Here is a 22,828-nt window from a genome sequence, read left to right as displayed (position 1 = left end):
CGTGAGGTTTACAGCGGAACGAACAAAAAAGATGGGAAAGGCCTAGTGATCTTGAACCAGGCAGGAACGCGACGCTTCAGGGCGTACACGTCCAAGCATCTCGATGACCTCCTGCAGCGGGCAGGGCTCGGCGACGAGGAGCGGCTGAAGGTCCGTGCCGTCGCCACCGTGCTGCCCTTCCGGACCAACGCCTACGTTGTGGACGAACTCATAGACTGGTCGGCAGCGCCCGACGATCCGATCTACCGCCTGGTCTTCCCACAGGAGGACATGCTTCCCGCCGCCGACGTCGCGAGGCTGGCCGACCTGCTCAAGGCCGAGGCGCCCAACGCGGAGATACAGGCCGAGGCCAACAGGGTGCGAGCGCAGCTCAACCCGCACCCGGCCGGGCAGATGGAGCTCAACGTGCCCCGCATCGGCGTGGAGCCGGTGCCCGGCATGCAGCACAAATATCCGGAGACCGTGCTGTTCTTCCCCAAGCAGGGGCAGACCTGCCACGCCTACTGCACCTACTGCTTCCGGTGGGCGCAGTTCGTCGGCGACGCCGACCTGAAGTTCGCCTCCGACGACATCGGCCAGCTCGTGCGCTACCTGCACGAGCATCCCGAGGTCACCAGCGTCCTGATCACCGGCGGTGACGCCATGATCATGGGCGAGCCGGTGATCAGGCGCTACATCGAGCCGCTGCTCGGGGTCGAACAACTCGAGTCGATCCGGATCGGCACCAAGGCGCTGGCCTACTGGCCGCAGCGCTTCACCACCGACCCCGACGCCGACGCCACGCTCGAACTCTTCGAGCAGGTCACGGAGTCGGGCAAGAACCTCGCCTTCATGGCCCACTTCACGCACCCGCGGGAGCTGGAGTCGCCGCTGGTCGAGTCCGCGGTTCAGCGGATCCTCGGCAGCGGCGCGACGATCAGGACCCAGGCGCCGATGATCAGGTCGATCAACGACGACGCGGCCCTGTGGTCGGGCATGTGGCGGCGACAGCTCAGGATGGGGATGATTCCCTACTACATGTTCGTCGAGCGCGACACCGGGCCACAGGACTACTTCGCGGTGCCGCTGGCTCGGGCGTACGAGATCTTCAGGGATGCCTATTCGACGATCTCCGGGCTCTGCCGTACGGTACGCGGGCCCTCCATGTCGGCCACTCCGGGCAAGGTGTGCGTCGACGGGGTCGCCGAGATCGCCGGCGAAAAGGTGTTCGTGCTCCATTTCATCCAGGCTCGCGACCCGGCACTGGTCGGCCGGCCGTTCTTCGCGCGGTACGACCCGTCGGCGGTCTGGCTGACGGATCTGCGGCCGGCCTTCGCCGATCGTTTCCCGTTCGAGCCGACCGGCGAAGCCGCGCTGCTGACCGCCTGAGCGGTCAAGCGCAGCTCCCGCTACCTCAAAATCTGCGCCCCCGGCCCGTGACACCGGTCTTTACCGGGACCTCGTCGACGGGCCGCCGGGCGCGGATCCGAGTCGCGGGAAACGCCACGGGAAATTCCGAAATAGTCACTCGGCATTTCATGATTTGTCTCCCCGCTCGTCAGGTCTTCCATGATCTATGACCGGCCGTAAAGCCTTTGTCGAACGGGTTTTCCGGCGCCTTCACGGGTCTGGACAGGGTGATACAACTGCGTCGGTAGCTCAGCCGGGACGGCGCGCATCGTGTGGTGCCCACAGCGTGTACGCCGCGGCATTCGGGGGGTTATCGATTCGCCCATCCATTGCATTCGAGAGCGATCGATCACGAGCCGGGAAGGCAATCATGAATCGAATGATCAAGGCGGCTGCGGCCGTCGCAGCATTCGGGCTGGCGGGGGCCATGGTCTCCACGCCCGCCCAGGCCCAGGAGCGACATCTCGCCACGGAGTCCGTCGGCGACGGGTCGGCCGGCGGTCCGGGCGGGCTGCTGCGCGACCTGCTCGGCGGCCTCTGGGCGGGCAAGGATGCGGCGGTCACCGGGACGAGCGGGACCGCGGCTCCGGGCGACACGTCGGGCACGTACGGCACGTCCAGCACGTACGCGGCGCGCCGGCCCGGCCGCCCGCTGTCGTCGCTGGAGACCGGCTCGTCGGAAGCCGGCCTGCCCATCGGCGCCCGGCTGCTGGGCGCGCTGCCCGGCGTCGGCGGCCTCGGCGGCCTGACCGGCATGGCGCCGGGCGGGACGGTCGAGGGCCGGAGCCCGATGTCCGCCGTCGGAGCCCCCTCCCAGGGCGGCCGGGCGGCCCTGGACGAGGCGGGCGTGCCGTCGGCCGACAGGCTGCTGGGAGGCACGCTGTACGGCGCCGCCCGGCGGTCAGCGGAGCGGGCGCGGCTCGCGTTCGGCGCGCTGTCGAACGAACCATCGGCCGAGTTGGCCCCGGTCGTGGGGCGACTTCTGCCGCCGGAGATGGCTCCGGTGGTCGAGACCCTGCCCGGCACGGCTCGGATCGCCACGCTCGACGGCTCGGCCCCTCTTTTCCGGAGCGCCGCCATGGCGCGTAAGCTCACCGGCGCTCAGGACGAGTCGGCCATCTCGTCCGTCGGGGCCGCCGTGGCACGGACCAGCGCGGCCACGGGCTACGCAGGCCGCTACTGACGTGGTCACGGTGCTCGCCGGATCTCGCCGAGGGACCGCCGGGAGGTGCTCGGACGTCTCAGGTGCCGACGTGCGGGCAGCCTGCCGCGCGGCCGCGAGGCGAGCGGGCGAGCGCCGAGATCGCCTGGGCAGTGTGTTCCCGAGCTCTCGACACTGCCTTCGTCACACTCACGTGAAGGGTCGCTCCCGCCCCAGGTGCCGGGCGTCAGAGAGACCGGCCACGTAGGTTACGGGACCGTCCGCCCGAGCGGGCGGTCTCATGACGGGCCCAGGTGGACGCGCCTGAGCCCGGTGCGCGCGTGCCGCGTCGCCACTGCAGGGCAGCGGCGTGTCGCGGGGCGCACCCGCCGCCGACTCCGATCTTCGGGGTCGGCGGCATCCTCATGCCCGGACCATCTGCGCGACCGTCGGGACAGCGTGCTGCGCTGGCCGGAGGGTGGCCGAATCGTCTGTCAGAGGAGGCGGAGGCCGGTGCGGCGGCCGATCTGGGCCTGCAGCCGGGCCATCTGCCAATGGAGCTCGATGAGCTGCTCGGTCAGCTGGGTCTGGGGTATCTCTGCCACGTCCTCGATGGCCAGGTGGTCGATCGCGGCCGAAAGCTCTCCCATCGCGCCCCCACTCCATCTCTCCTCGTATCGAACCAACGTTCGAATCATAGCGGAACGGGGGTCACGGTGTCAGGAATTCGTCACTCGCGTCGCTCCCGTGACCATGCCGAAGGCAGGTCACGGGCAGGTGGGATCGCCGTAGGCGCGCAGGCCGGAAGGGGAGCGCGGCGTGAAAGCGTCGAGCGTCAGCCCTTGTTGTAGGCGGCGAGGACCTCTTTGGGGTCGCCGTCCATCTTGATCTTGCCCTTGTGCAGCCAGATGACGCGGTTGCAGGTCTCCTCGATGACCCGGAGGTCGTGGGCGACGAGGAAGACGGTGCCGGCCGACTCGCGGATCTGGCGGATGCGCTTCTCGCTCTTCTTGCGGAACTCGCGGTCGCCGGTGGCCAGGGCCTCGTCGATGAGCAGCACGTCGTGGGTCTTGGCCGAGGAGATGGCGAACCGGAGCCTGGCCCCCATGCCGGAGGAGTAGGTGGACATCGGCAGCTGAACGAACTCGTCGATGCCGGAGAAGTCGACGATCTCCTGGTATTTGTCCCTGACCTCGGCGGGGGTCATGCCCATGGCGTAGCAGCCGAGCACGATGTTGCGCTCACCGGTGAGCTCGCGCATGAGGGCGGCGTTGACGCCCAGCAGCGAGGGCTGGCCGTCGGTGTAGACGGCGCCGGCGTGTGGCGGCAGCAGGCCGGCGATGGCGCGCAGCAGGGTGGACTTGCCCGAGCCGTTGCGGCCCACGATGCCGATGGCGTCGCCGTGGTAGGCCACGAAGGAGACGCCTTTGACGGCGTGGACCTCCTTCATCTGCGGGCGGCCCTGGCGCTTGAGGATGCGTGTGAGGGCGTTGACGGCGTTGCCCTTCTCGGCATCGGTCGCCGCGCCGTAGACCCGGTAGACGATGTGCAGGTCGTCGACGATGACCGTGGGAGTCCCCGTGGGAACGTCAAGGGGAGCCTTGCCGGCCGGCGCCGGGTTGGGGTGCACCCTCACGTCCTTCTTTTTCGGGACGGCGGGCTCCTCGCCCTTCACCTGTGATAGCTCCTCGGTCAGCTCAGCCACGCCCGTACCTCTCCTCGGCACGCCAGAAGTACCAGAAGCCGAAGCCGAGTGCGAACACTGCCCAGAATACGCAACTTATCCACACCATCCCCGGCGGGTTGTGGCCCTGGATGAGGATGTCGCGCATGAACTCGATGTAGGAGGCCGCGGGGTTGAGGTAGTACATGGTGTCGGCCACCCACTGCGGCAGGCCGGCGCTGCCCACGACCTTCTCCTGGATCGAGAAGAACACGCCCGAGGCGTAGAGCCAGGTGCGGGTGATGAACGGCAGGAGCTGGTTGAGGTCGCGCATCGACGAGCCGAGTCGCGCCATCACCAGCCCGGCGCCGATGTTGAACATGGTCTGCAACAGGAGCACGACGGGGATCATCAGCCAGAACCACGTCGGGAACTCGCCGGTGAGGATCACGATCAGGAACAGCACGCCCATGGAGATGGCGAGCTGCTGCAGCTCCTGGATCGTGTAGGCGAGGGGGAGCGAGGCGCGGGGGAAGTGCAGCGCCCGGATCAGCGACAGGTTGCCGGAGATCGACTTGGCGCCCGCGGCCACCGACCGCTGGGTGTAGGTGAAGACGAACATCCCGGTCAGCAGGAACGCGGGATAGTTTTCGATGTTGCCCTTGCCGCCGAGCACGATGCCGAACATCACGTAGTAGATGGCGGCGTTGAGCAGGGGGGTCAGGATCTGCCAGAGCTGGCCGAGCGCCGAGCTGGAGTATTTGGAGACGTTGCGAGAGGTGGCGTAGGTGAGGATGAAATGCCGCCGCTCCCAGAGCTGGCGCACGTATACCGGGAACCTCGGCCGCGCGATGGCACGGCGAAGCCCGTATCTCGCGGCGAGCTTGGCCAGCGGCTCCTGCCCGCTCCGGCCGCCCGCCTGGGCGTCCGCGACAGCGGATTCCGGCTGACTCATGGCAAGGACTCTATTGGATCCGGCTCGGTGGAGTGCCTGCCGCGGGGGTCGCGACAGACAGTTGGACGGGCGCCTCGGGGCGTGTGGTTCCAAGGCGCCGTCAAGACTTGCACAACGGTAGCCCAGCCACCCCCCGGATGAGGGGCAAGGCGTGAGCAGTGTCGGCTAGAAGGTATTTTTGCTCGTGGTTCAAGTCCGGGACTGTGCTTGTCTGACGGTTTTGCGAAACTACGGACTGTTTGTGACTAATGACTGTGACGTTAGCTAGGCATACGTGTGACCGAACTGCAACGCGCCAGAGACTCGCTGGTAGCACGTAGTGAGGGATAGTCGCGAGCGACTGGCAGGGCGTCGGCTGGTTTGACCATGTCAGCCAAACTCGGGGGGCTTACCAGGAAATCCCCCGTCAGGCTGCTCACGATCACTGCAGCTCAGCGCTAACGCCCACCTGTAGAGGGAGGATCTTTTTACCATGCGTGTTACTAAGGGCGCACAGATCGTCGCCGGTACCGCGCTGCTCGCCATCGCGGTGGCCGCGTGTGGCGGCGGTGCATCGACCGGAGACTCCGGGACCAGCGCCGACACGCCGGTCCGCATGGAGCTCGGCGAGCCGCAGAACCTGCTGGTCCCCTCGAACACCACCGAGTCCGAGGGCGCCGAGGTCCTCGCCGCGGTGTTCGAACCGCTGGTCAACTACGACGAGAACAAGGAAGTCGTCGAGGCCGCCGCCGAGTCCATCACCACCGAGGACAACAAGGTCTGGACGATCAAGCTCAAGCCGGGCTACACCTGGCACAACGGTGAGCCCTTGATCGCGCAGAACTATATCGACGCCTGGAACTACGCGGCCAACCAGGACAACGCGCAGGGCGCCGGTTACTTCTTCGGCCGAGTCGAGGGTCACGCCGACCTCAACCCGGGCGAGGGCAAGCAGGTCACCACCAAGGAGATGAGCGGCCTCAAGGCGGTCGACGACACGACCCTCCAGGTCACCCTGACCGCTCCGTTCTCCCAGTTCAGGACCATGCTGGGCTACACCGCGTTCTACCCGCTGCCCAAGGCCGCCTTCGGCGCCGACGGCAAGGTGACCAACGAGTACGGCGAGAAGCCGATCGGGCAGGGCCTGTTCAAGCTCGACAAGCCGTACAAGAAGGGCACCGACCAGACGATCGACCTGTCGATCTACGACAAGTACCCGGCCAAGAAGCCGAGCAACTGGACGAAGCTTCAGTTCAAGCTCTACAACAGCTCGGAGACGGCGTACAACGACCTCCAGGGCGACAACGTCGACATCCAGGACCAGCTGCCCGCCTCGGCGATCGCCAGCGCCAAGACGGCCCTGGGCGACCGCTACACGGACCAGCCTGACGCCGGCATCGGCTACATCGGCTTCCCGCTGCAGTACAACGACGAGTACAAGGACATCAAGGTCCGCGAGGCCATCTCGATGGCCATCGACCGCAAGACGATCGCCGAGACGGTCTTCGCCGGCACCCGCGCGCCGGCCGACGACTTCATCAACCCGGCCATCGCGGGCTACCGCCAGGGCGCCTGCGCCGCCTGCACCTACGACCCGGGCAAGGCCAAGGAGCAGTACGCCGCGGCCAAGGGCCCGGCCAAGCTGGAGCTCGGCTACAACGCCGACGGCGGCCACAAGGAGTGGATCGAGGCCGTCGCCAACAACCTCCGCGCCAACCTCGGCGTCGAGGTGACGGTCAAGCCGTTCGAGAAGTTCGCCAACATCCTGGACGACCTCGACGCCAAGAAGTACAAGGGCATGTTCCGCATGGGGTGGGCCATCGACTACCCCTCGCCCGAGAACTACCTGACGCCGATCTTCTCCACGGGTGCCATCACCACGGGCTCCAACTACGCCGGCTACTCCAACAAGGAGTTCGACGAGGCGGTCGCCAAGGGTGACCAGGCGGCGACCCCTGAGGAAGGGCTCAAGCTCTACCAGCAGGCGGACGACATCCTGATCAAGGACCTCCCGTACATCCCGGTGTACTTCTACCGGAACAACTCGGGCTACTCCACCAAGGTCAAGAACGTCAAGATCAACCTGCTCAACCAGGTTGAGTGGGCTGACGTCGAGAAGGCCTGACGTATTTTCCGGGGATGGGCGGCACGCCCGCCCATCCCTTGAGAGCCCGCCGTGAAGGCAGTCGCTTGGGCCCCGCAACCCTAGGTTCCCAGGGGCTGCCTTCTGGCATGTACGGGAGGCTTGTATGGGCCGTTACATCATTCGGCGCCTGATCCAGGCGATACCAGTCCTGCTGGGCGCCACCCTGTTCATCTTCGCCATCGTGTTCGCGCTGCCCGGAGACCCCGTCGCGGCCCTGGCCGGCGAGAAGCGGCAGGATCCGGCGATCGTCGCGATCATCCGCGACCAGTATCACCTCAACGATCCGCTGCTCCTGCAGTACTGGCACTACATCAGCGGTCTCCTCTTCGAGGGCGACCTCGGCAAGACGTTCGCCGGTGTCCCCGTCTCCCAGTTGCTGGCGGGCAAGCTCCAGGTCACACTGAACCTGGCCCTTGTCGCGCTGGTCATGGAGGCGGTCATCGGCGTCCTGCTGGGTCTGTGGGCGGCGCTGCGGCGCGGCCGGGCCACCGACACCGGGATCCTGGCTTCGACGCTGCTGCTCATCTCGGTCCCGACGCTGGTCACCGGCTTCGTCCTGCAGCTGTGGCTGGGGGTCTGGCTGAAGCAGGTCACGGGCACCGAGATCTTCCCGATCGCCGGAGCCACCCAGGGCCTGAAGTCCTATCTGCTGCCCGGTTTCGTGCTGGCGGGCACGTCGATCGCCTATCTCACCCGGCTCACTCGAACGAGCCTGGTCGAGACGCTGAGATCCGACTACATCCGCACGGCCACGGCCAAGGGCCTGTCCAGACGAAGGGTCATCGGCAGGCACGGGTTGCGCAACGCGTTGATCCCGCTGGTCACCTATCTGGGAGCCGACCTGGGCGCCCTGATGGGAGGCGCGGTGATCACCGAGACGATCTTCAACCTGCCCGGCATCGGCAACCAGCTCTATCAGGGTGTTTACCTGCGTGAGCAACCGATCGTCGTAGGCATCGTGACAATCCTGGTGTTGGTGTACATCCTGGCGAATCTGATCGTCGACATGCTGTACGCCGTGCTCGACCCGAGGATCCGCTATGAGTGACACCCCACAGGTCGAACCTGTGCCCCAGGAGACCAGGACGCTGACCAAGGATCAGGTCGTGGCGACCCCGCCGCCGGTGAAGCGCCCGAAGGAGGCCAGGCCGGCCAGCCTGTGGGGCGACGCCTGGCACGATCTGCGCCGTAGGCCGATGTTCATCGTCTCGCTGGTGCTCATCGCGATCCTGCTGGTCATGTCGTTCTGGCCGTCGTTGTTCTCCTCGATCGACCCGTTCTCGGCGAGGACCTGCGAGCTGGCCACCGCCCGGCAGGGACCCAGCCCGGGTCACCTGTTCGGCCGGGACAACCAGGGCTGTGACGTCTACGCCAGGACGATCTACGGTGCCCGCAACTCGATCGTGATCGGTGTCACCACGACGCTCATCACCGCCATCGTGGGCGGCCTGCTCGGTCTCATGGCGGGCACCCGTGGCGGCGTGGTCGACACGGTCACCTCGCGGATCACCGAGATCTTCTTCGCCATCCCCTCCATTCTGGGCGCGCTGCTCATCACGGCCACCTTCCGGGATCAGGATCTCGGCATCTGGATCGTGGTGATCGCACTGTCGATCCTGGCCTGGCCGATGACGTTCCGCATCATGAGGGCCGCGGTCATCACGGCCAGAAGCCAGGACTTCGTGATCGCGGCGCGTGCTCTGGGAGCCAGTCAGAGTCGCATCATGTTCCGGCACCTGCTGCCGAACGCGCTCGCTCCGGTGATCGTCATCGCCACGATCAACCTCGGTGGCTTCATCGCGGCCGAGGCGGCGCTGTCCTTCCTGGGAGTCGGTGTCCAGTCACCGGACATCTCCTGGGGCCTGATGATCGCCGATGCTCGCAACCGGTTCCTCGAGGCGCCGCTGCCGCTGGTGTTCCCCGCTGTGTTCCTGAGCATCACCGTGCTCGCGTTCATCATGATGGGCGACGCCGTCCGTGACGCGCTCGACCCGAAACTCAGGTAGGAGGGGGGATCAGATGAGGAAGACGTCACCGGACGTGTTGCCCGCCGAGGGAGGGCTGGGCAACGAGCCGCTGCTGGCCCTGGAAGACCTGCATGTGGAGTTCGGCACGCGGGCGGGCATCGTGCGGGCCGTCAACGGGGTGAGCTACACGCTCGACTCCGGTGAGACCCTCGCGGTGCTGGGCGAGTCGGGGTCCGGCAAGTCCGTGACCGCTCAGGCGATCATGGGCATTCTCGACATGCCGCCGGCGCGGATCCCCAAGGGGGAGATTCGCTTCCGCGGCACCGACCTGCTCAAGCTGTCGGAGGAGGCGCGCACCCAGGTGCGTGGCCAGCGGATCGCGATGATCTTCCAGGACGCGCTCTCCGCGCTCAACCCGGTGTTCACCGTGGGCTGGCAGATCAGCGAGATGTTCCGGGTGCACCGCGGGATGTCCAAGCGTGACGGCATGGCCAAGGCCGTCGAGCTGATGGACAAGGTCCGCATCCCGGCCGCCAGACAGCGCCTCAACGACTATCCGCACCAGTTCTCCGGGGGCATGCGCCAGCGCATCATGATCGCCATGGCGATCGCGCTGGACCCCGAGGTGCTGATCGCCGACGAGCCGACCACCGCGCTCGACGTGACGGTGCAGGCCCAGATCATGGAGCTGCTCGCCGAGCTGCAACGCGAGAGCAACATGGGCATGATCCTGATCACGCACGACCTCGGCGTGGTGGCCGACGTCGCCGACAAGATCGCGGTCATGTACGGCGGGCGCATCGTGGAGAACGCGCTCGTGCACGACATCTACAAGGCGCCCGCCCACCCCTACACCAAGGGCCTGCTGGAGTCGATCCCCCGGGTCGACCTGAAGGGCCAGGAGCTGTACGCGATCAAGGGCCTGCCGCCCAACCTGCTCGACATGCCGCCCGGCTGCGCCTTCCATCCGCGGTGCCCCTACCGCCAGGACAACTGCGTGACCGACGTCCCCCCGCTCTACGAGATCAGCGGCACTCGCAACAGCGCCTGCCACTACTGGAGGGAGGTCCTCGATGGCGACAACAGGTGAGCGCATCCTCGAGGTCCGCGATCTGGTCAAGCACTTCCCCCTGACCCAGGGCATCGTGATGAAGCGCCAGATCGGCGCGATCAAGGCGGTGGACGGCGTCTCGTTCGACCTCGACAGAGGTGAGACGCTGGGCATCGTGGGCGAGTCGGGCTGTGGCAAGTCCACGCTGGCCAAGGTGCTCATGGCACTGGAACGTCCGACGTCCGGCTCGGTCATGATCAACGGTCGTGACATCGCCAAGGCCAAGGGCGGCGAGCTCAAGCGGATGCGCCGCAACATCCAGATGGTGATGCAGGACCCCTACACCTCGCTGAACCCCCGGATGACCGTCGGCGACATCGTGGGCGAGCCGTACGACATCCACACGGAGGTCGCTCCCAAGGGTGACCGCCTGCGCAAGGTGCAGGAGCTGCTGGAGGTCGTGGGCCTCAACCCCGACCACATCAACCGCTACCCGCACCAGTTCTCCGGCGGTCAGCGCCAGCGCATCGGCATCGCCCGGGGCCTGGCGCTGCAGCCGGAGATCATCGTCTGCGACGAGCCGGTCTCCGCGCTCGACGTGTCGATCCAGGCGCAGGTCATCAACCTGCTGGAGCGGCTGCAGAACGAGTTCAACCTGGCGTACATCTTCATCGCCCACGACCTGTCGGTGGTGCGCCACATCTCCGACCGGGTCGCGGTGATGTACCTGGGCAAGGTGGTGGAGCTCGGCAAGGACATCGAGATCTACGACAAGCCCGCTCACCCGTACACCCAGGCGCTGCTGTCGGCCGTGCCGGTCCCCGACCCCGAGGGCCGCGAGCAGCGCGAGCGGATCATCCTGCAGGGCGACCCGCCCTCGCCGGCCAATCCGCCGTCGGGCTGCCGTTTCCGCACCCGCTGCTGGAAGGCACAGGAGATCTGCGCCACGGAGGAGCCGTTGCTGCAGATCAGGACCGGCACGCAGCACGAGAGCGCGTGCCACTTCGCCGAGACGCACGACGTGGTCCACGTCGGCTAGCGAGTGACCCGGCAGGCCCCCTGCGATCATCGCGAGGGGCCTGCGCGCGTTCAGCGGGTGGCGATGACGGCTGAGCCGTGGCCGAACAGGCCCTGGTTGACGGCCAGCCCGGCCCTCGCGTCCGCGACCTGCCGGGCGCCGGCCTGGCCGCGCAACTGGCGGGTCAGCTCGCACACCTGGGCGATGGCCTGGGCGGGAATGGCCTCACCGAACGAGGCCAGCCCGCCGGACGGGTTCACCGGCACGCGCCCGCCCAGCGCGGTGTCGCCCGCGCGCAGCAGCTTGTCCGCCTCGCCCGGCGGGCAGAGCCCGATGTCCTCGACCCAGTCCAGTTCGAGCGCCGTGGACAGGTCGTAGACCTCGGCGAGCGACAGGTCCTGGGGGCCGAGGCCCGCCTCCTCGTACGCGGCGTGCGCGATGGCGGCCCGGAACGGCCTGTCGGGCGGGGGCACGGCGGCGCGGGAGTCGGTCGCGAACTCGGGCAGCTCCAGCACCGTGTTGGGGAACGTGGGGGTGACGGTCGACACGGCGGCCAGGCGTACCGGATGGGTGACGCCGAGCCGGTCGGCGTAGGCGCCCGAGGCCAGCACCAGCGCGGCGCCGCCGTCGGAGGTCGCGCAGATGTCCATGAGGCGCAGCGGGTCGGCCACCATCGGGGAGGCAAGCACCTCCTCGGCGGAGACGGGTTTGCGGTAGCGGGCCATCGGGTTCAGCGAGCCGGCCAGCGAGTTCTTGACCTTCACGGCGGCGAAGTCGTCGGCGGTCGAACCGTACAGGGCCATCCGCCTGCGCGCATAAAGGCCGAAATATCCAGGATTTGTGGCGCCGAGCAGCCGGAACCGGAGCCAGTCCGGATCGTCCGGCCGGTCACCACCGACCGGCTTGAAGAAGCCCTTGGGTGTGGAGTCGGCGCCCACCACCAGCGCGACGTCGCACAGCCCGGCCAGTATCCGGGTCCGCGCGATGTCGATGGCCTGCGCTCCGGACGCGCAGGCCGCGTAGCAGGACGCGATCCGGGCGCCCGACCAGCCGAGCGCCCGCGCGTAGGTGGCTCCCGCCACGAAGCCCGGGTAGCCGTTCCTGATCGTGTCGGCGCCGACCAGGAACTGGACGTCGCTCCAGGCGATCCCGGCGTCGGCGAGCGCCTCACGGGCCGCGGCGACGCCGTATTCGGCGAACGGCCGGCCCCACTTCCCCCAGGGGTGCATGCCGGCGCCCAGCACGACCACGCTCACGAGACCCGCCCCCACATCCACACCAGCGGGCCGTCGGCCAGCGCCCCGTGGGTCAGCTCGACCTCCATGCCCACCTGGAGGTCGTCGACCGTGAGGTCCTTGACCTGCCCGAGCACCACGATTCCCTCCTCGGCCAGCTCGACCGCGGCCAGTGTGACCGGCAGGTACGGCTCCGCCGCCACGAACGGCGCGGGAGGCGGATAGCAGGCGTTGGTGTAGGACCAGATCCGCCCCCTCCTCGACAGCCTGGTCTCCGCCATGGACTCGCTCTCGCAGCGCGGACTGGGGCAGAACCCGTGGCGGGGCGGGAACGCGACCGTGCCGCAGGCGGCGCACCTGGTGCCGATCAGGCAGGCGCCGTTGTCGTCGATGGTGAACCAGCCGTCGATCGCCAGCGTCATACGCACGAGTATCACACAAGCGCTTGCTAGGCAGAACGCCTTCCGCGCCGGCCCTGCCGGACGATCAGCCGTGCCGACATTCCCGCCGACAGCAGCACCAGGCCGAGGACCACCGGAGTCCTGGACGGCGGCGACCCGGCCGTGCGTCCGGCCGGGCGGGTGGCGGGCCGGGCCGGCGCCGTGGGCGTGCCGGCCAGCAGGTCCGCCCTGCGCAGCGCGAGCAGCGCGTTGGCCACGCCGTGCCCGTAGGAGGAGTCGTGGCCGGTGGCGGGCCGCCGGGTGGTGCCCAGCTCGATCGCCCGGCGGACGAGATGCGGCGGCAGGTCGGGGTGCGCCGCCCTGATCAGCGCGGCGATGCCGGCCACCATGGCCGCGGCCGAGCTGGTGCCGTCGCCGGCCCGGTAGGAGTCGCGGCCGTCGGCGCTGACGATGCCGGTGCCAGGGGCGACGACACTGAGGTAGCCCTGGCGGTTGGAGAACCGGGTCACCCTGAGCCGCCTGTCGACCGCGCCCACCGCGATCACTCCTGGGTAGGCGGCGGGGAAGTTCTTCCGGTTGGCCGTGGCGCCGTCGTTGCCCGCGGAGGCGACGAGCACGGCTCCCCGGCTGATCGCGTAGCGCACCGCTCGCTGCTCGGCCGCCGACCCCCGCCAGGAACCGCCGCCCCCGCCCAGGGACATGCTGATCACGTCGGCGCCGTGGTCGGCCGCGTAGCGGATGCCGCGGGCCAGCGCGTCGTGACCGGCTGAACGCCCCCTTGCGCGGAGCGGGTCGCCGACCTCCAGCGTGACCCGGATCGACAGCACCCGCGCCGCGGGCGCGACGCCGATCACCCCGTGCCCCTCGCCGTGGCCGCGGCCCGCGATGAGGGCGGCCATGGCGGTGCCGTGGTGTCCGCGCCGGCTCTGGCGGCGGCCCGTGCCGGTCAGGTCGGGGCCGTGGACCACGGCGCCGGCGAGGTCGGGGTGGCGGCCGTCGACGCCGGTGTCGAGCACGGCGACCAGCACACCCTGGCCCTTGCTCAGCGGCCAGGCCTGACGCAGCCGCAGCACGGACAGCTGCCAGCGGTCGGTGGTGACGAGATCGTCACCCGCGCTCGGTGCCGCGCCGATCACCAGCAGGGTGGCCAGACAGGCCGTGACCAGCACGGCCGGCACGGCACGGGACAGTTGGGACACGTGGGACCTCGGGGACAGGAGGGGCACGCCCGATCGGGAGATTCTGACACGTGCCCGCCGCGTCAATCCGAAGCTTCGGTAAACAGACCGATACGCGGTGTAATTACCCTTTGATGCTTTTCCTGTCAGTCTGAGGGTGCAAGACGGACATGTGCGCCAGGCGGCAGGCCGAGGCGCTGCGCCGCGTCACCCGAGTTGACCGCGAACGCGATCAGCCCCGCCGAGTCGGCGAACGCCACCAGCTCGCCCGGCGGCACCGCCGCGAACGTCTCGCGGTAGGGCATCGACAGCTGCCGGCGCCCCAGCCGTACGCCGAGCAGGTCGCCGACCCGCACGCCCAGCCTCTCCAGGTCGCCGGCGGTGATCGACAGCTGCGTGTTGCCGTAGCGGTCGACCGAGACCACTTCGCCCTCGACCGCCCCCTCGCGCAGCACCGAGGTCGGCTCGGGCAGTGAGACCAGCCTCGACGCGGGCAGCTCGGGGCCGAGATCGGCCGGCGTGAGCCCGGCGCACAGCCGCCCCGCCACCGGAGAGTAGACGTCGCGCCCATGGAAGGTCGGCGAGACGGGTCTCAGGAAATGCTCCTCGTTGCTGATCTCGTACGCCGCCCGCGCCCCGCCGCTCGCGTGGACCGCCCACGACAGCAGCCCGTTGTCGGGGCCGATGAACACCCGGCCGCCCGCCTCGACGGCGATCGCCCGCCTGGCCCCGCCCGCCCCCGGGTCGACCGCGCCGATGTGCACGCCCTTGGGAAGGTAGGGGATCGTCTGGGCCAGGATCGCGGCGCCTCGGCGTACGTCACCCGAGGGGACGACGTGGCACACGTCGATCACCCGGACGTCGGGAGCGATGCCCGCGATCACGCCATGACATGCGGCGACGTAGCCGTCTTCGATCCCGTAGTCGGTGAGAAGTGTGATGACAGAGGTCACACTTGGTGACTGTACGTCTCGCGATCCACCATGAACAGCCGGACTCGGCACATTACGATGGCGACGGGCCGCATGCGTGCGATGTGATCGTCGCGCGCATCCTTCCGAGGAGGAACCATGGACACTGCACCGGCCGGCGGTGACAGTGCTGCCCACGACCCGTCGCATCACCCCCTCACCGAACGCGATCTCGAGCTCCTCGCCTTCGAACGCCAGTGGTGGCGTCATGCGGGCGCGAAGGAGCAGGCCATCAAGGAGACCTTCGGGTTCTCCGCCACCCGCTACTACCAGTTGCTGGGCGAATTGATCGACAAGCCGGAGGCCCTGGAACGGGATCCGATGCTGGTCAAGCGGCTACGCAGGCTGCGCGCCACCCGCCAGCGCGACCGAGCCGCCCGTCGTCTCGGCATGCGTCCCTGATCGGCTGGGTACCCCCAGCCGCGTGAGGAACATCCCTGGAATCCAAGCGATCCTGACCGACCCGGCCGGCGCCGTGATCGGGCTCGACTTCGACGGCACGCTGTCGCCGATCGTGTCCGATCCCGCGTCCGCCGGCATCCATCCCGAGGCGCCCCGCGTCCTGACCACGCTGGGCGCGCACGTGGGAGCGGTGGCCATCCTGACCGGGCGGCCCGCGGCCACCGTGCTGGAGCTCGGGCCCGGGCTGACCGACGTGCCGGGGCTGGTCGTGCTGGGCCACTACGGGTTCGAGCGGTGGGAGGCCGGCAGGATCTCCGCGCCGCCGCCCCCGCCCGGGGTGCCCCACGTCAAGGCCGAGCTGCCGCTGCTGCTCGACTCGCTCGGCGCGTCCGGCGCGCTGATCGAGGACAAGGGCCGGGCCGTGGCCGTGCACACCAGGCGCGCCCCCGACCCCGAGACGCTGCTGGCCGCGCTGCGCGAGCCGCTGACCAAGCTGGCCGAGAAACACGGGCTGGTCGTCGAGCCCGGCCGGTTCGTGCTGGAGCTCAGGCCCTCGGGCATGGACAAGGGGCACGCGCTCAGCCTGTTCCTGGCCGAACGGGACGCCCGATCCGTCATGTTCGTCGGCGACGACCTCGGCGACCTGGCCGCCTTCGACGCGGTCAAGGCGTCGGGGCTGCCGGGCGTGACCGTGTGCAGCGGCTCCGCCGAGGTGACCGCGCTGGCCGACCGGGCCGATGTCGTGGTCGACGGTCCCGACGGGGTCGTGGCTCTACTCGGGGAGCTGGCCGCGGTCGTCAGTCGTTCTTGATCCGGTTGCAAGTGGCCCGCACTACGGTCGCGGCATGACGAAGACCACCCTCGCCGCCGCGGCTCTGGCCGCGGCGGCCGTTCTCGTGGCGCCCACCGCCGCCTCCGCCGGCACCCCCGCCACCGCCGGCGCCTCCGCCGCCCGGCCGCTGCAACTGCGCAACGGCCTCACGCTCAACCTCCCGCCCGGCTGGAAGGTGTACGGCAGGGGCGACTGGATCCAGGTCGTCACCGGGGCCTGCGCCAATCCCCGAGGCGGATACGGGCATTCCGAATGCGACAGTTTCTCCATCCTCGGCCCCGATGCCATCAAGATCGGCAATGAGGTGTTCAAGCCCTACACCGCCAAGCGGCCCTTCTACCCGGCGACCGACGTCCAGGCCTGCCCGCACAACCACAGGTGGGGGCAGGTGCTCGGCGGCGCGGCTGCGAAGGGCCTGCGCCAGGTCGGCCCCGGCCACAAGGCGCACTACCGCGAGTGGAAGGCGAAATGCGTCTCGTACTCCAACGGCACGGTGAAGTCGAGGTACGTCCAGCGCGAGTGGTACCTGCCGCAGAGCAGGATCCTCATCGTCGACCGGTGGAACACCCCGGGCCTGCCGGGCGTGCTCAAGCGCGCGGTCTGGCGGTGATCACGCCGCCGATGGCCAGCCCGATGAACACCGGCACCAGCAGGAACGCGTAACGGGTGCCGAAGCCGTCGGCCAGCGCGCCGAGCGCCAGCGGGCCGACGGCCACCGCGGCCCCGGAGCAGACGGGCGCGACGGCCGAGGCCAGGTCGGAACGCCCGCCGGAGTGGGTGATCAGCGCGGCCAGGCCCAGCGGGAAGTGCAGCGCGACTCCGAGCCCGGTGATGGCCAGCCCGGCATAGCCGAGCAGCGGCGACGAGCTCAGCCAGAAGATCAGCCAGCCCGCTCCGGCCAGCAGCAGCGCGCCGACGAACAACCGGTCGGGCGGCAGCCGCAGGGCCAGCCGGCCGCCGGTGAAGCGGCCCACCGCCATGCCCGCGGTGAACGCCGTCAGGCCGGTGGCCGCCGCCGCCACGCTCAGCCCGGTGTTGCCCGCGAACAGGGCGGCGGCCCACAGGTTGAAGCAGAACTCCAGCGCCACGCAGCAGAACAGCACGCCGCCCGCCAGGTGGAAGCGCCACCCGGGGCGTGGGCGGCCGGAGGCGGCGGCCGAGGCGGCTCCGGGCCGGTGTTCGGCGGGGATCCAGATCCGGCCCATGGACAGCGCCAGCGCCACGGTCAGCAGCGGGGTGAGCAGCAGCGTGGCCCGCCAGCCGAGCACCGTCCCCGCCACCACGCTGAGCAGGAACGACATCGCGATGCCGAACGCCACGGCCACCCCGTTGGCCTCGCTGATCGCGGCCGGCCCGGCGGGGCCGTGGTGGTCGCTCAGCGCCGCCATCGAGGCGTAGAGCGCGGCCGAGCCGAACGCCCCGGCCAGGCCGTAGCCGAGCAGGGTGGCGGGCAGGACGGGGACGAGCATGACGAGGACGACGCCCGCGTTCATGCCGGCCAGGCCGCCCCAGGTGACGGCTCGCCTGCCGTACCTGCGGCAGAGGGCGGGCAGCGCGAGCCCGGCCAGGATGGTGCCCGCGGCCAGGGCGGTGCCGTGCAGGCCGGCGACGGCGTTGGACAACTGCTGGTCCTGGCGCAGCAGTGGCAGGGCGGCGCTCAGGCCGTACAGGAAGGTCGCGAACGTGCCGAGCTGGAGGTAGATCAGCCAGGTGGGGGCGTCGCGGGTGAGCCGGACTTCGGCGGTCGGCATCCGGCCGGCTCCTGTCGAGAAAGGGGGTGATTTACCGCAAATCGTAGTTCAGGGCGTCGAGCTGGGCCGCCAGCCACTGCTGCGGGGGCAGCGCGGTGGCGGCGGCCGCCAGCCTGTCGCGGCGCCGCTCGCGTTCCTCCACCGGCATGACCAGCGCCTCGTGCAGCGCCGCGGCCGTGCCGCTGACGTCGTAGGGGTTGACCAGCAGCGCGTCGTCGCCCAGCTCGGCCGCCGCGCCCGCCTCGCGGGACAGCACCAGCGCGGCCGTCGGGGACAGGATCGGGCCCTCCTTGGCCACCAGGTTCATGCCGTCGCGGATCGGGTTGACCAGCAGCACGTCGGCCATCCGGTAGGCGGCCAGCGAGCGCGGGTAGTCGTCGTCGACGTTGAGGATGAGCGGGTCCCAGTCCTCGGTGGCGTACTCGTCCTCGATCTCCTGGGCGCAACGCTGCACCGACGCGGTGTATTCGCGATATTCGGGCAGATCGTGCCTGCTCGGGTAGGCGAACGCCAGGTGCACCACCCGGCCGTGCCACTCGGGATGCGCGGCCAGGAACTCACGGTAGGCGAGCAGGCCGCGCACGATGTTCTTGGACAGCTCGGTGCGGTCGATGCGGACGATCAGCCGGCGGTCGCCGACCTGCTCGCGCAGCGCCGTCATGTGCGACTCGACGTCGGGCTCGCCGGCCCGGTCGCGCAGCGCGGCGCCGTCGACGCCCAGGGGGTGGACGCCGATGCGGGTCGTGCGGCCCTCGTGGGTGATCGTCCGGCCGGCCCGGTCGATCTCCGCGCCCAGCAGGAACCGGCAGCAGTCCATGAACGCGCCTGCCCAGCGCTCGGTCAGGAACCCCGCGTGGTCGGCGCCCAGGATGCCCTCCAGGACCTCGCGGGCCACCTCGTCGGGCAGCAGCGAGAAGTACTCGGGCGGCGCCCAGGGGGTGTGGCTGAAATGGGCGATGCGCAGGTCGGGGCGCTCGGCGCGGAGCATCGCCGGGGTCAGGGTCAGGTGGTAGTCCTGCACCATCACGCGGGCCTCGTGCCCGGCCTCCTCGGCCAGGGCCAGCGCGAACGCGCCGTTGTAGTCGCGGTAGGACTCCCACTCGCGCTGGAACCTGGTGCCGAACCGGGGGGAGTTGGGGATGTCGTAGAGCAGGTGGTTGACGAACCAGAGGGTGGAGTTGGCCACGGCGTTGTAGGCGCGGTGGAACGTGGCGGGCGGGATGTCGAGCATCCTCAGCGCGCCCGTGTCGTAGCCGGCCTGGTCGAGCCGCCCGCCCGGGGTCTGCCGGACGGCGCTCCGGTCGCCGTCGGACAAGGCGGCGCACACCCACAGAACCCCGACGTTCTTTGTCACCCCGGACAGCCCGGACACCAGGCCGCCACCGCCACGTTTCATGGTCAGAACGCCGTCCTCGGAGACGGTGAACGAGACGGGACCTCTGTTCGAGGCAACCAAGACACTGTTCATGTACGCCTCCTCCGACCATAGGATCCCAGCTATGGCGCTTGATGAGCTAACCGAGGACCTGGCCCGCTCCGCCGCTGGCGGAGATCATCGCGCACTCGGCGAGCTGCTGCGCCGGATCGAGCCCGATGTGATGCGCCACTGCTCCCGGATCCTGCCCTACCGCCAGGACGCCGAGGAGGCGTCGCAGGACACCCTGCTCGCCGTGGCCCGCAACATCGGGCGCTTCGAGGGGCGCGCGAGGTTCAGCACGTGGCTGCACATCGTGACCGCCAACTGCGCGCGCACGACCTACCGGTCGCTCAAGCGCAGGGCGGCCGAGCAGAGCTCCGACGAGTTGCCCATGCAGAAGCCCGACGTGCGCCGGGTCAGCGTCATCGCCGGGTCGCGGCTCGACCTGCTCGACGCGATGGAGGCGCTGGAGGCCGACAAGCCCGACCTGGCCCAGGCGCTGGTGCTGCGCGACATCGTCCAGCTCGACTACAACGAGGTGGCCGAGCACCTGGGCATCCCGCTCGGCACCGCCAAGTCCCGCATCCACCAGGCCCGCAAGTACGTCCAGGCGGCGCTGGGTGACGACTACAGGTGAGACCGCCCGTCTCACTTGTTGAGACATGGGGTCAGCCCGGCCGCCTGGCCAGGTAGAGTCCCTTACAACAACTGCATATTGCTCATCCAGAGGGGTGGAGGGACCGGCCCTGCGAAGCCCCGGCAACCCTCCCGGCTTTCGACTCGCGACCTGGCGAGGCCGACCGGGACAGGGTGCCAATTCCGGTCCGCGGTCAGGGTGGCCGCGGGCGAAGATGAGGGAAGGCCTCGCTTCATGTCGCTCGACTTTGGTCCCGCCACCGGTCTGTCCTGCCGCGAGTGCGGGGCCCGCTATCCCCTCGGCCCGAGCTTCGCCTGTCTGGAGTGTTTCGGGCCGCTCGAAGCGGCCTACTCCTTCGGCGCCGTCTCCCGGGCCGACATCGAGGCCGGGCCCGCCAACATCTGGCGCTACCGCTCGCTGCTCCCCGTCCCCGAGGACGTCGCCGACAAGCCCAACATGAACCCCGGCTGGACCCCTCTGGTCAAGGCAGGCAACCTCGGGCGCAAGCTCGGCGTCAAGTCCCTGTACGTCAAGGACGACTCGGCCAACCCCACCCACTCCTTCAAGGACCGGGTGGTCGCCATCGCCGTCGAGGCGGCGCGCAACTTCGGCTTCCACACGCTGTCCTGCTCCTCCACGGGCAACCTGGCCGGCGCGGTCACGGCGGCCGCGGCCAGGGCCGGGCTCGACGCCTGCGTGTTCATCCCCGCGGGCCTGGAGGCGGCCAAGATCGCCATGGCCCGGGTGTTCGGTGGCAGGCTGATCGGCATCGAGGGCAGCTACGACGAGGTCAACCGGTTCTGCTCGGAGCTGATCGGCGACCCGATGGGCGACAAGTGGGGCTTCGTCAACGTCAACCTGCGGCCCTACTACGCCGAGGGCTCCAAGACGCTCGCGTACGAGATCGCCGAGCAGCTCGGCTGGCGGCTGCCCGAGCAGATCGTCATCCCGGTGGCCTCCGGCTCCCAGCTCACGAAGATCGACAAGGGCTTCAAGGAGCTGGTCGCGCTCGGGCTGGTCGAGGACACGCCGTACAAGATCTACGGCGCCCAGGCGCTCGGCTGCTCGCCCGTGTCCGGCGCGTACAAGGCCGGGCATGACGTGGTGCAGCCGGTCAGGCCCGACACCATCGCCAAGTCGCTGGCCATCGGCAACCCCGCCGACGGCCCCTACGTGCTCGACATCGCCCGCCGCACGGGCGGCGCCGTGGAGGACGTCACCGACGCCGAGATCGTCGCGGCGATCAGGCTGCTGGCCTCGACCGAGGGCGTGTTCGCCGAGACGGCCGGGGGAGTCACCGTGGGCGTGCTGAAGAAGCTCGTCGAGACCGGGCAGCTCGACCCGGACGCCGAGACCGTGGTGCTCAACACCGGCGACGGGCTGAAGACGCTCGACGCGATCGCCGACGGCGCCGCGCCCACGGCCGTCATCCGGCCCTCTCTCGACGCGTTCCGCGCGACTGTCTGACAATCAGGAAAGGCCAGGTAAACCATGAGTGTTTCTGTGCGAATTCCCACCATTCTGCGCACCTACACCGGGGGAAGCGCGGAAGTGAGTGGCGAAGGGGCGACTCTTCGTGACGTCCTCGCCAAGCTCGACTCCGACTATCCGGGGATCGGTGCCCGCATTCTCGATGAATCGGGCAAGATCCGTCGTTTCGTCAACGTTTACGTTGGGGAAGAGGATGTCCGTTTCGCCGAGGGGCTCGACACCGTGGCGCCCGAAGGCGTACAGATCTCCATCATCCCGGCCGTAGCAGGCGGTTGACCGCCCGTGACGTTCGGAAGGCGCTCCGTTGCGGGCGCCTTCTTCTTTTCTGGGCAATTCAATGTTGAACCACTTTGACTCGTGCTGAAATGCGTAGTTTGGTGCTTTGACTCTGTTGCTAAACGCTCTCCCACAGGTATGGTCGAGGGCGATCGTCTGGCTGTTTTCCCCATAGTCATGGCGATTGCGGGTCTCGCGGACGAATGGGCGAGATCCGTGAGCCCAGTAAGAGGAGTCGGAAGTGGCGCAGGGCACCGTCAAATGGTTCAACGCGGACAAGGGCTACGGCTTCATCGCGGTAGACGGTGGTAAGGATGTATTCGTCCATTACTCAGCCATCATGATGGACGGCTATCGCTCTCTCGAACAGGGCCAGCGGGTCGAGTTCGAGATCACGCAGGGTCAGAAGGGGCCGCAGGCGGAGGCTGTCCGCGCGGTCTGACCGGCTGGCCGGTGCACGGCGGTTCGCACGGCAGCGCAGTCCGCGCGAACCCGCCACCCGCATTTCGCCGACACCGGTACGGCGGGTCCAGGTGACCCGCCGTACCGACTGACCTGGGCGGCAATGGCTTCAGCTTGCACTCGACGGGGTAGAGTGCTAAAAAATCGTTGGCACTCTCTGTTCGTGAGTGCCAACACCTGGATCGGGACGACGGGGTCTGCCGAACGGAGATGTGGGCCCTGGTGCGCAGCCCGCTGATGTGGGCCTGCGCACGTTGCCGTCGCGGGCGTCGGCTCGGTCCACCGCAAGCCACCCTGTATCTGGGAGGTCTAGCCTTATGGCAGCCAAGATGATCGCGTTTGACGAGGACGCCCGGCGCGGTCTCGAGCGCGGTATGAACCAGCTCGCCGACGCCGTCAAGGTGACCCTGGGGCCCAAGGGCCGCAACGTCGTGCTGGAGAAGAAGTGGGGCGCTCCCACGATCAC

The 22,828-nt window shown here is 69.0% G+C and carries 23 protein-coding genes and 1 riboswitch; of the genes, 14 read left to right on the top strand and 9 right to left on the bottom strand.

The genetic code is table 11. From position 1 onward, the window contains the following. The first annotated feature begins 45 nt into the window (after window positions 1–45). The gene (locus tag IEY82_RS37825) at window positions 46–1,368 is read left to right on the top strand and encodes a KamA family radical SAM protein (protein WP_189129111.1); all 1,323 of its coding nucleotides are present in this window, start codon (window positions 46–48) and stop codon (window positions 1,366–1,368) included. A gap of 391 nt (window positions 1,369–1,759) precedes the next feature. Next, a complete protein-coding gene (locus IEY82_RS37820; RefSeq protein WP_189129110.1) occupies window positions 1,760–2,572 on the top strand; it encodes a hypothetical protein in 813 nt (270 codons plus the stop codon). Between the two features lie 452 nt (window positions 2,573–3,024). Here the strand turns inward: IEY82_RS37820 and IEY82_RS37815 are convergent, their stop codons facing one another. The 3 genes from IEY82_RS37815 to IEY82_RS37805 all read right to left on the bottom strand — a co-directional run bounded on the left by IEY82_RS37815 (window position 3,025) and on the right by IEY82_RS37805 (window position 5,148). Then, window positions 3,025–3,180 (bottom strand): hypothetical protein, encoded by a 156-nt coding sequence (locus IEY82_RS37815; RefSeq protein ID WP_189129109.1) that lies wholly within the window; start codon window positions 3,178–3,180, stop codon window positions 3,025–3,027. 185 nt (window positions 3,181–3,365) lie between these two features. Continuing rightward, on the bottom strand, window positions 3,366–4,235 hold the full coding sequence (locus IEY82_RS37810; RefSeq protein WP_189129108.1) for an ABC transporter ATP-binding protein: 870 nt from the start codon (window positions 4,233–4,235) through the stop codon (window positions 3,366–3,368). After that, complete coding sequence (locus tag IEY82_RS37805) at window positions 4,228–5,148, bottom strand: ABC transporter permease (protein WP_189129107.1); 921 nt, start codon at window positions 5,146–5,148, stop codon at window positions 4,228–4,230. Before IEY82_RS37805 ends, IEY82_RS37810 begins: the two co-directional genes overlap by 8 nt. A 472-nt stretch (window positions 5,149–5,620) precedes the next feature. Between IEY82_RS37805 and IEY82_RS37800 the strand changes: the two genes are divergently transcribed. From IEY82_RS37800 to IEY82_RS37780, 5 genes are all read left to right on the top strand, one after another. Continuing rightward, window positions 5,621–7,252 carry a peptide ABC transporter substrate-binding protein gene (locus IEY82_RS37800; protein WP_189129106.1) on the top strand — a complete coding sequence of 544 codons (1,632 nt, stop codon included), beginning with the start codon at window positions 5,621–5,623 and terminating at the stop codon, window positions 7,250–7,252. 124 nt (window positions 7,253–7,376) lie between these two features. After that, window positions 7,377–8,321 carry an ABC transporter permease gene (locus IEY82_RS37795; protein WP_189129105.1) on the top strand — a complete coding sequence of 315 codons (945 nt, stop codon included), beginning with the start codon at window positions 7,377–7,379 and terminating at the stop codon, window positions 8,319–8,321. Further along, on the top strand, window positions 8,314–9,279 hold the full coding sequence (locus IEY82_RS37790; protein ID WP_189129104.1) for an ABC transporter permease: 966 nt from the start codon (window positions 8,314–8,316) through the stop codon (window positions 9,277–9,279). The genes IEY82_RS37795 and IEY82_RS37790 overlap by 8 nt, the downstream gene beginning before the upstream one ends. 13 nt (window positions 9,280–9,292) lie before the next feature. Continuing rightward, window positions 9,293–10,330, top strand: coding sequence for an ABC transporter ATP-binding protein (locus IEY82_RS37785; protein ID WP_189129103.1), 1,038 nt, complete (start codon window positions 9,293–9,295; stop codon window positions 10,328–10,330). Continuing rightward, entirely contained in the window at window positions 10,314–11,330 is a 1,017-nt protein-coding gene (locus IEY82_RS37780) for an ABC transporter ATP-binding protein (RefSeq protein ID WP_189129102.1), read from the top strand. Before IEY82_RS37785 ends, IEY82_RS37780 begins: the two co-directional genes overlap by 17 nt. Before the next feature lie 50 nt (window positions 11,331–11,380). Here IEY82_RS37780 and IEY82_RS37775 read toward each other — a convergent pair whose 3' ends face one another. The 4 genes from IEY82_RS37775 to IEY82_RS37760 all read right to left on the bottom strand — a co-directional run bounded on the left by IEY82_RS37775 (window position 11,381) and on the right by IEY82_RS37760 (window position 15,076). Further along, window positions 11,381–12,565 (bottom strand): lipid-transfer protein, encoded by a 1,185-nt coding sequence (locus IEY82_RS37775; protein WP_189129101.1) that lies wholly within the window; start codon window positions 12,563–12,565, stop codon window positions 11,381–11,383. Then, window positions 12,562–12,966 (bottom strand): Zn-ribbon domain-containing OB-fold protein, encoded by a 405-nt coding sequence (locus tag IEY82_RS37770; RefSeq protein ID WP_189129100.1) that lies wholly within the window; start codon window positions 12,964–12,966, stop codon window positions 12,562–12,564. Before IEY82_RS37770 ends, IEY82_RS37775 begins: the two co-directional genes overlap by 4 nt. Window positions 12,967–12,992: 26 nt before the next feature. After that, on the bottom strand, window positions 12,993–14,144 hold the full coding sequence (locus tag IEY82_RS37765; RefSeq protein ID WP_225264363.1) for a S8 family serine peptidase: 1,152 nt from the start codon (window positions 14,142–14,144) through the stop codon (window positions 12,993–12,995). A gap of 125 nt (window positions 14,145–14,269) precedes the next feature. After that, window positions 14,270–15,076, bottom strand: coding sequence for an SAM hydrolase/SAM-dependent halogenase family protein (locus tag IEY82_RS37760; RefSeq protein ID WP_225264365.1), 807 nt, complete (start codon window positions 15,074–15,076; stop codon window positions 14,270–14,272). Between the two features lie 117 nt (window positions 15,077–15,193). On the opposite strand from IEY82_RS37760, the gene IEY82_RS37755 reads away from it, so the two are divergent. From IEY82_RS37755 to IEY82_RS37745, 3 genes are read left to right on the top strand one after another with little or no spacing between them, the layout of a single operon-like run. Continuing rightward, on the top strand, window positions 15,194–15,496 hold the full coding sequence (locus tag IEY82_RS37755) for a DUF3263 domain-containing protein (RefSeq protein ID WP_189129098.1): 303 nt from the start codon (window positions 15,194–15,196) through the stop codon (window positions 15,494–15,496). Between the two features lie 22 nt (window positions 15,497–15,518). After that, a complete protein-coding gene (gene otsB / locus IEY82_RS37750; RefSeq protein WP_372459763.1) occupies window positions 15,519–16,307 on the top strand; it encodes a trehalose-phosphatase in 789 nt (262 codons plus the stop codon). Between the two features lie 34 nt (window positions 16,308–16,341). Beyond that, a complete protein-coding gene (locus IEY82_RS37745; RefSeq protein ID WP_189129097.1) occupies window positions 16,342–16,938 on the top strand; it encodes a hypothetical protein in 597 nt (198 codons plus the stop codon). On the opposite strand, the gene IEY82_RS37740 is transcribed toward IEY82_RS37745, so the two are convergent. Together IEY82_RS37740 and IEY82_RS37735 are read right to left on the bottom strand one after the other, a co-directional pair. Further along, the gene (locus IEY82_RS37740) at window positions 16,916–18,079 is read right to left on the bottom strand and encodes an MFS transporter (RefSeq protein WP_189129096.1); all 1,164 of its coding nucleotides are present in this window, start codon (window positions 18,077–18,079) and stop codon (window positions 16,916–16,918) included. The genes IEY82_RS37745 and IEY82_RS37740 overlap by 23 nt on opposite strands. Before the next feature lie 31 nt (window positions 18,080–18,110). Then, window positions 18,111–19,547, bottom strand: coding sequence for an alpha,alpha-trehalose-phosphate synthase (UDP-forming) (locus IEY82_RS37735; RefSeq protein ID WP_189129095.1), 1,437 nt, complete (start codon window positions 19,545–19,547; stop codon window positions 18,111–18,113). A 31-nt stretch (window positions 19,548–19,578) separates the two neighbouring features. Here IEY82_RS37735 and IEY82_RS37730 point away from each other — a divergent pair, with 31 nt between their 5' ends. The 4 genes from IEY82_RS37730 to IEY82_RS37715 all read left to right on the top strand — a co-directional run bounded on the left by IEY82_RS37730 (window position 19,579) and on the right by IEY82_RS37715 (window position 22,342). Then, window positions 19,579–20,133 carry an RNA polymerase sigma factor gene (locus IEY82_RS37730; RefSeq protein WP_189129094.1) on the top strand — a complete coding sequence of 185 codons (555 nt, stop codon included), beginning with the start codon at window positions 19,579–19,581 and terminating at the stop codon, window positions 20,131–20,133. A gap of 79 nt (window positions 20,134–20,212) precedes the next feature. Continuing rightward, window positions 20,213–20,354, top strand: a riboswitch (SAM riboswitch). A gap of 13 nt (window positions 20,355–20,367) precedes the next feature. Continuing rightward, complete coding sequence (gene thrC, locus IEY82_RS37725; RefSeq protein WP_189129093.1) at window positions 20,368–21,600, top strand: threonine synthase; 1,233 nt, start codon at window positions 20,368–20,370, stop codon at window positions 21,598–21,600. A 24-nt stretch (window positions 21,601–21,624) separates the two neighbouring features. Continuing rightward, a complete protein-coding gene (locus IEY82_RS37720; protein ID WP_173525744.1) occupies window positions 21,625–21,900 on the top strand; it encodes a MoaD/ThiS family protein in 276 nt (91 codons plus the stop codon). 241 nt (window positions 21,901–22,141) lie between these two features. Further along, complete coding sequence (locus IEY82_RS37715; RefSeq protein ID WP_173525743.1) at window positions 22,142–22,342, top strand: cold-shock protein; 201 nt, start codon at window positions 22,142–22,144, stop codon at window positions 22,340–22,342. Window positions 22,343–22,828: the final 486 nt, after the last annotated feature.

It is taken from the genome of Nonomuraea cavernae, assembly GCF_014646355.1.
Taxonomy (GTDB): domain Bacteria; phylum Actinomycetota; class Actinomycetes; order Streptosporangiales; family Streptosporangiaceae; genus Nonomuraea; species Nonomuraea cavernae.
Note: the sequence above shows the minus strand (reverse complement) of the source record. Positions and strands in the feature narration are given on the sequence as shown.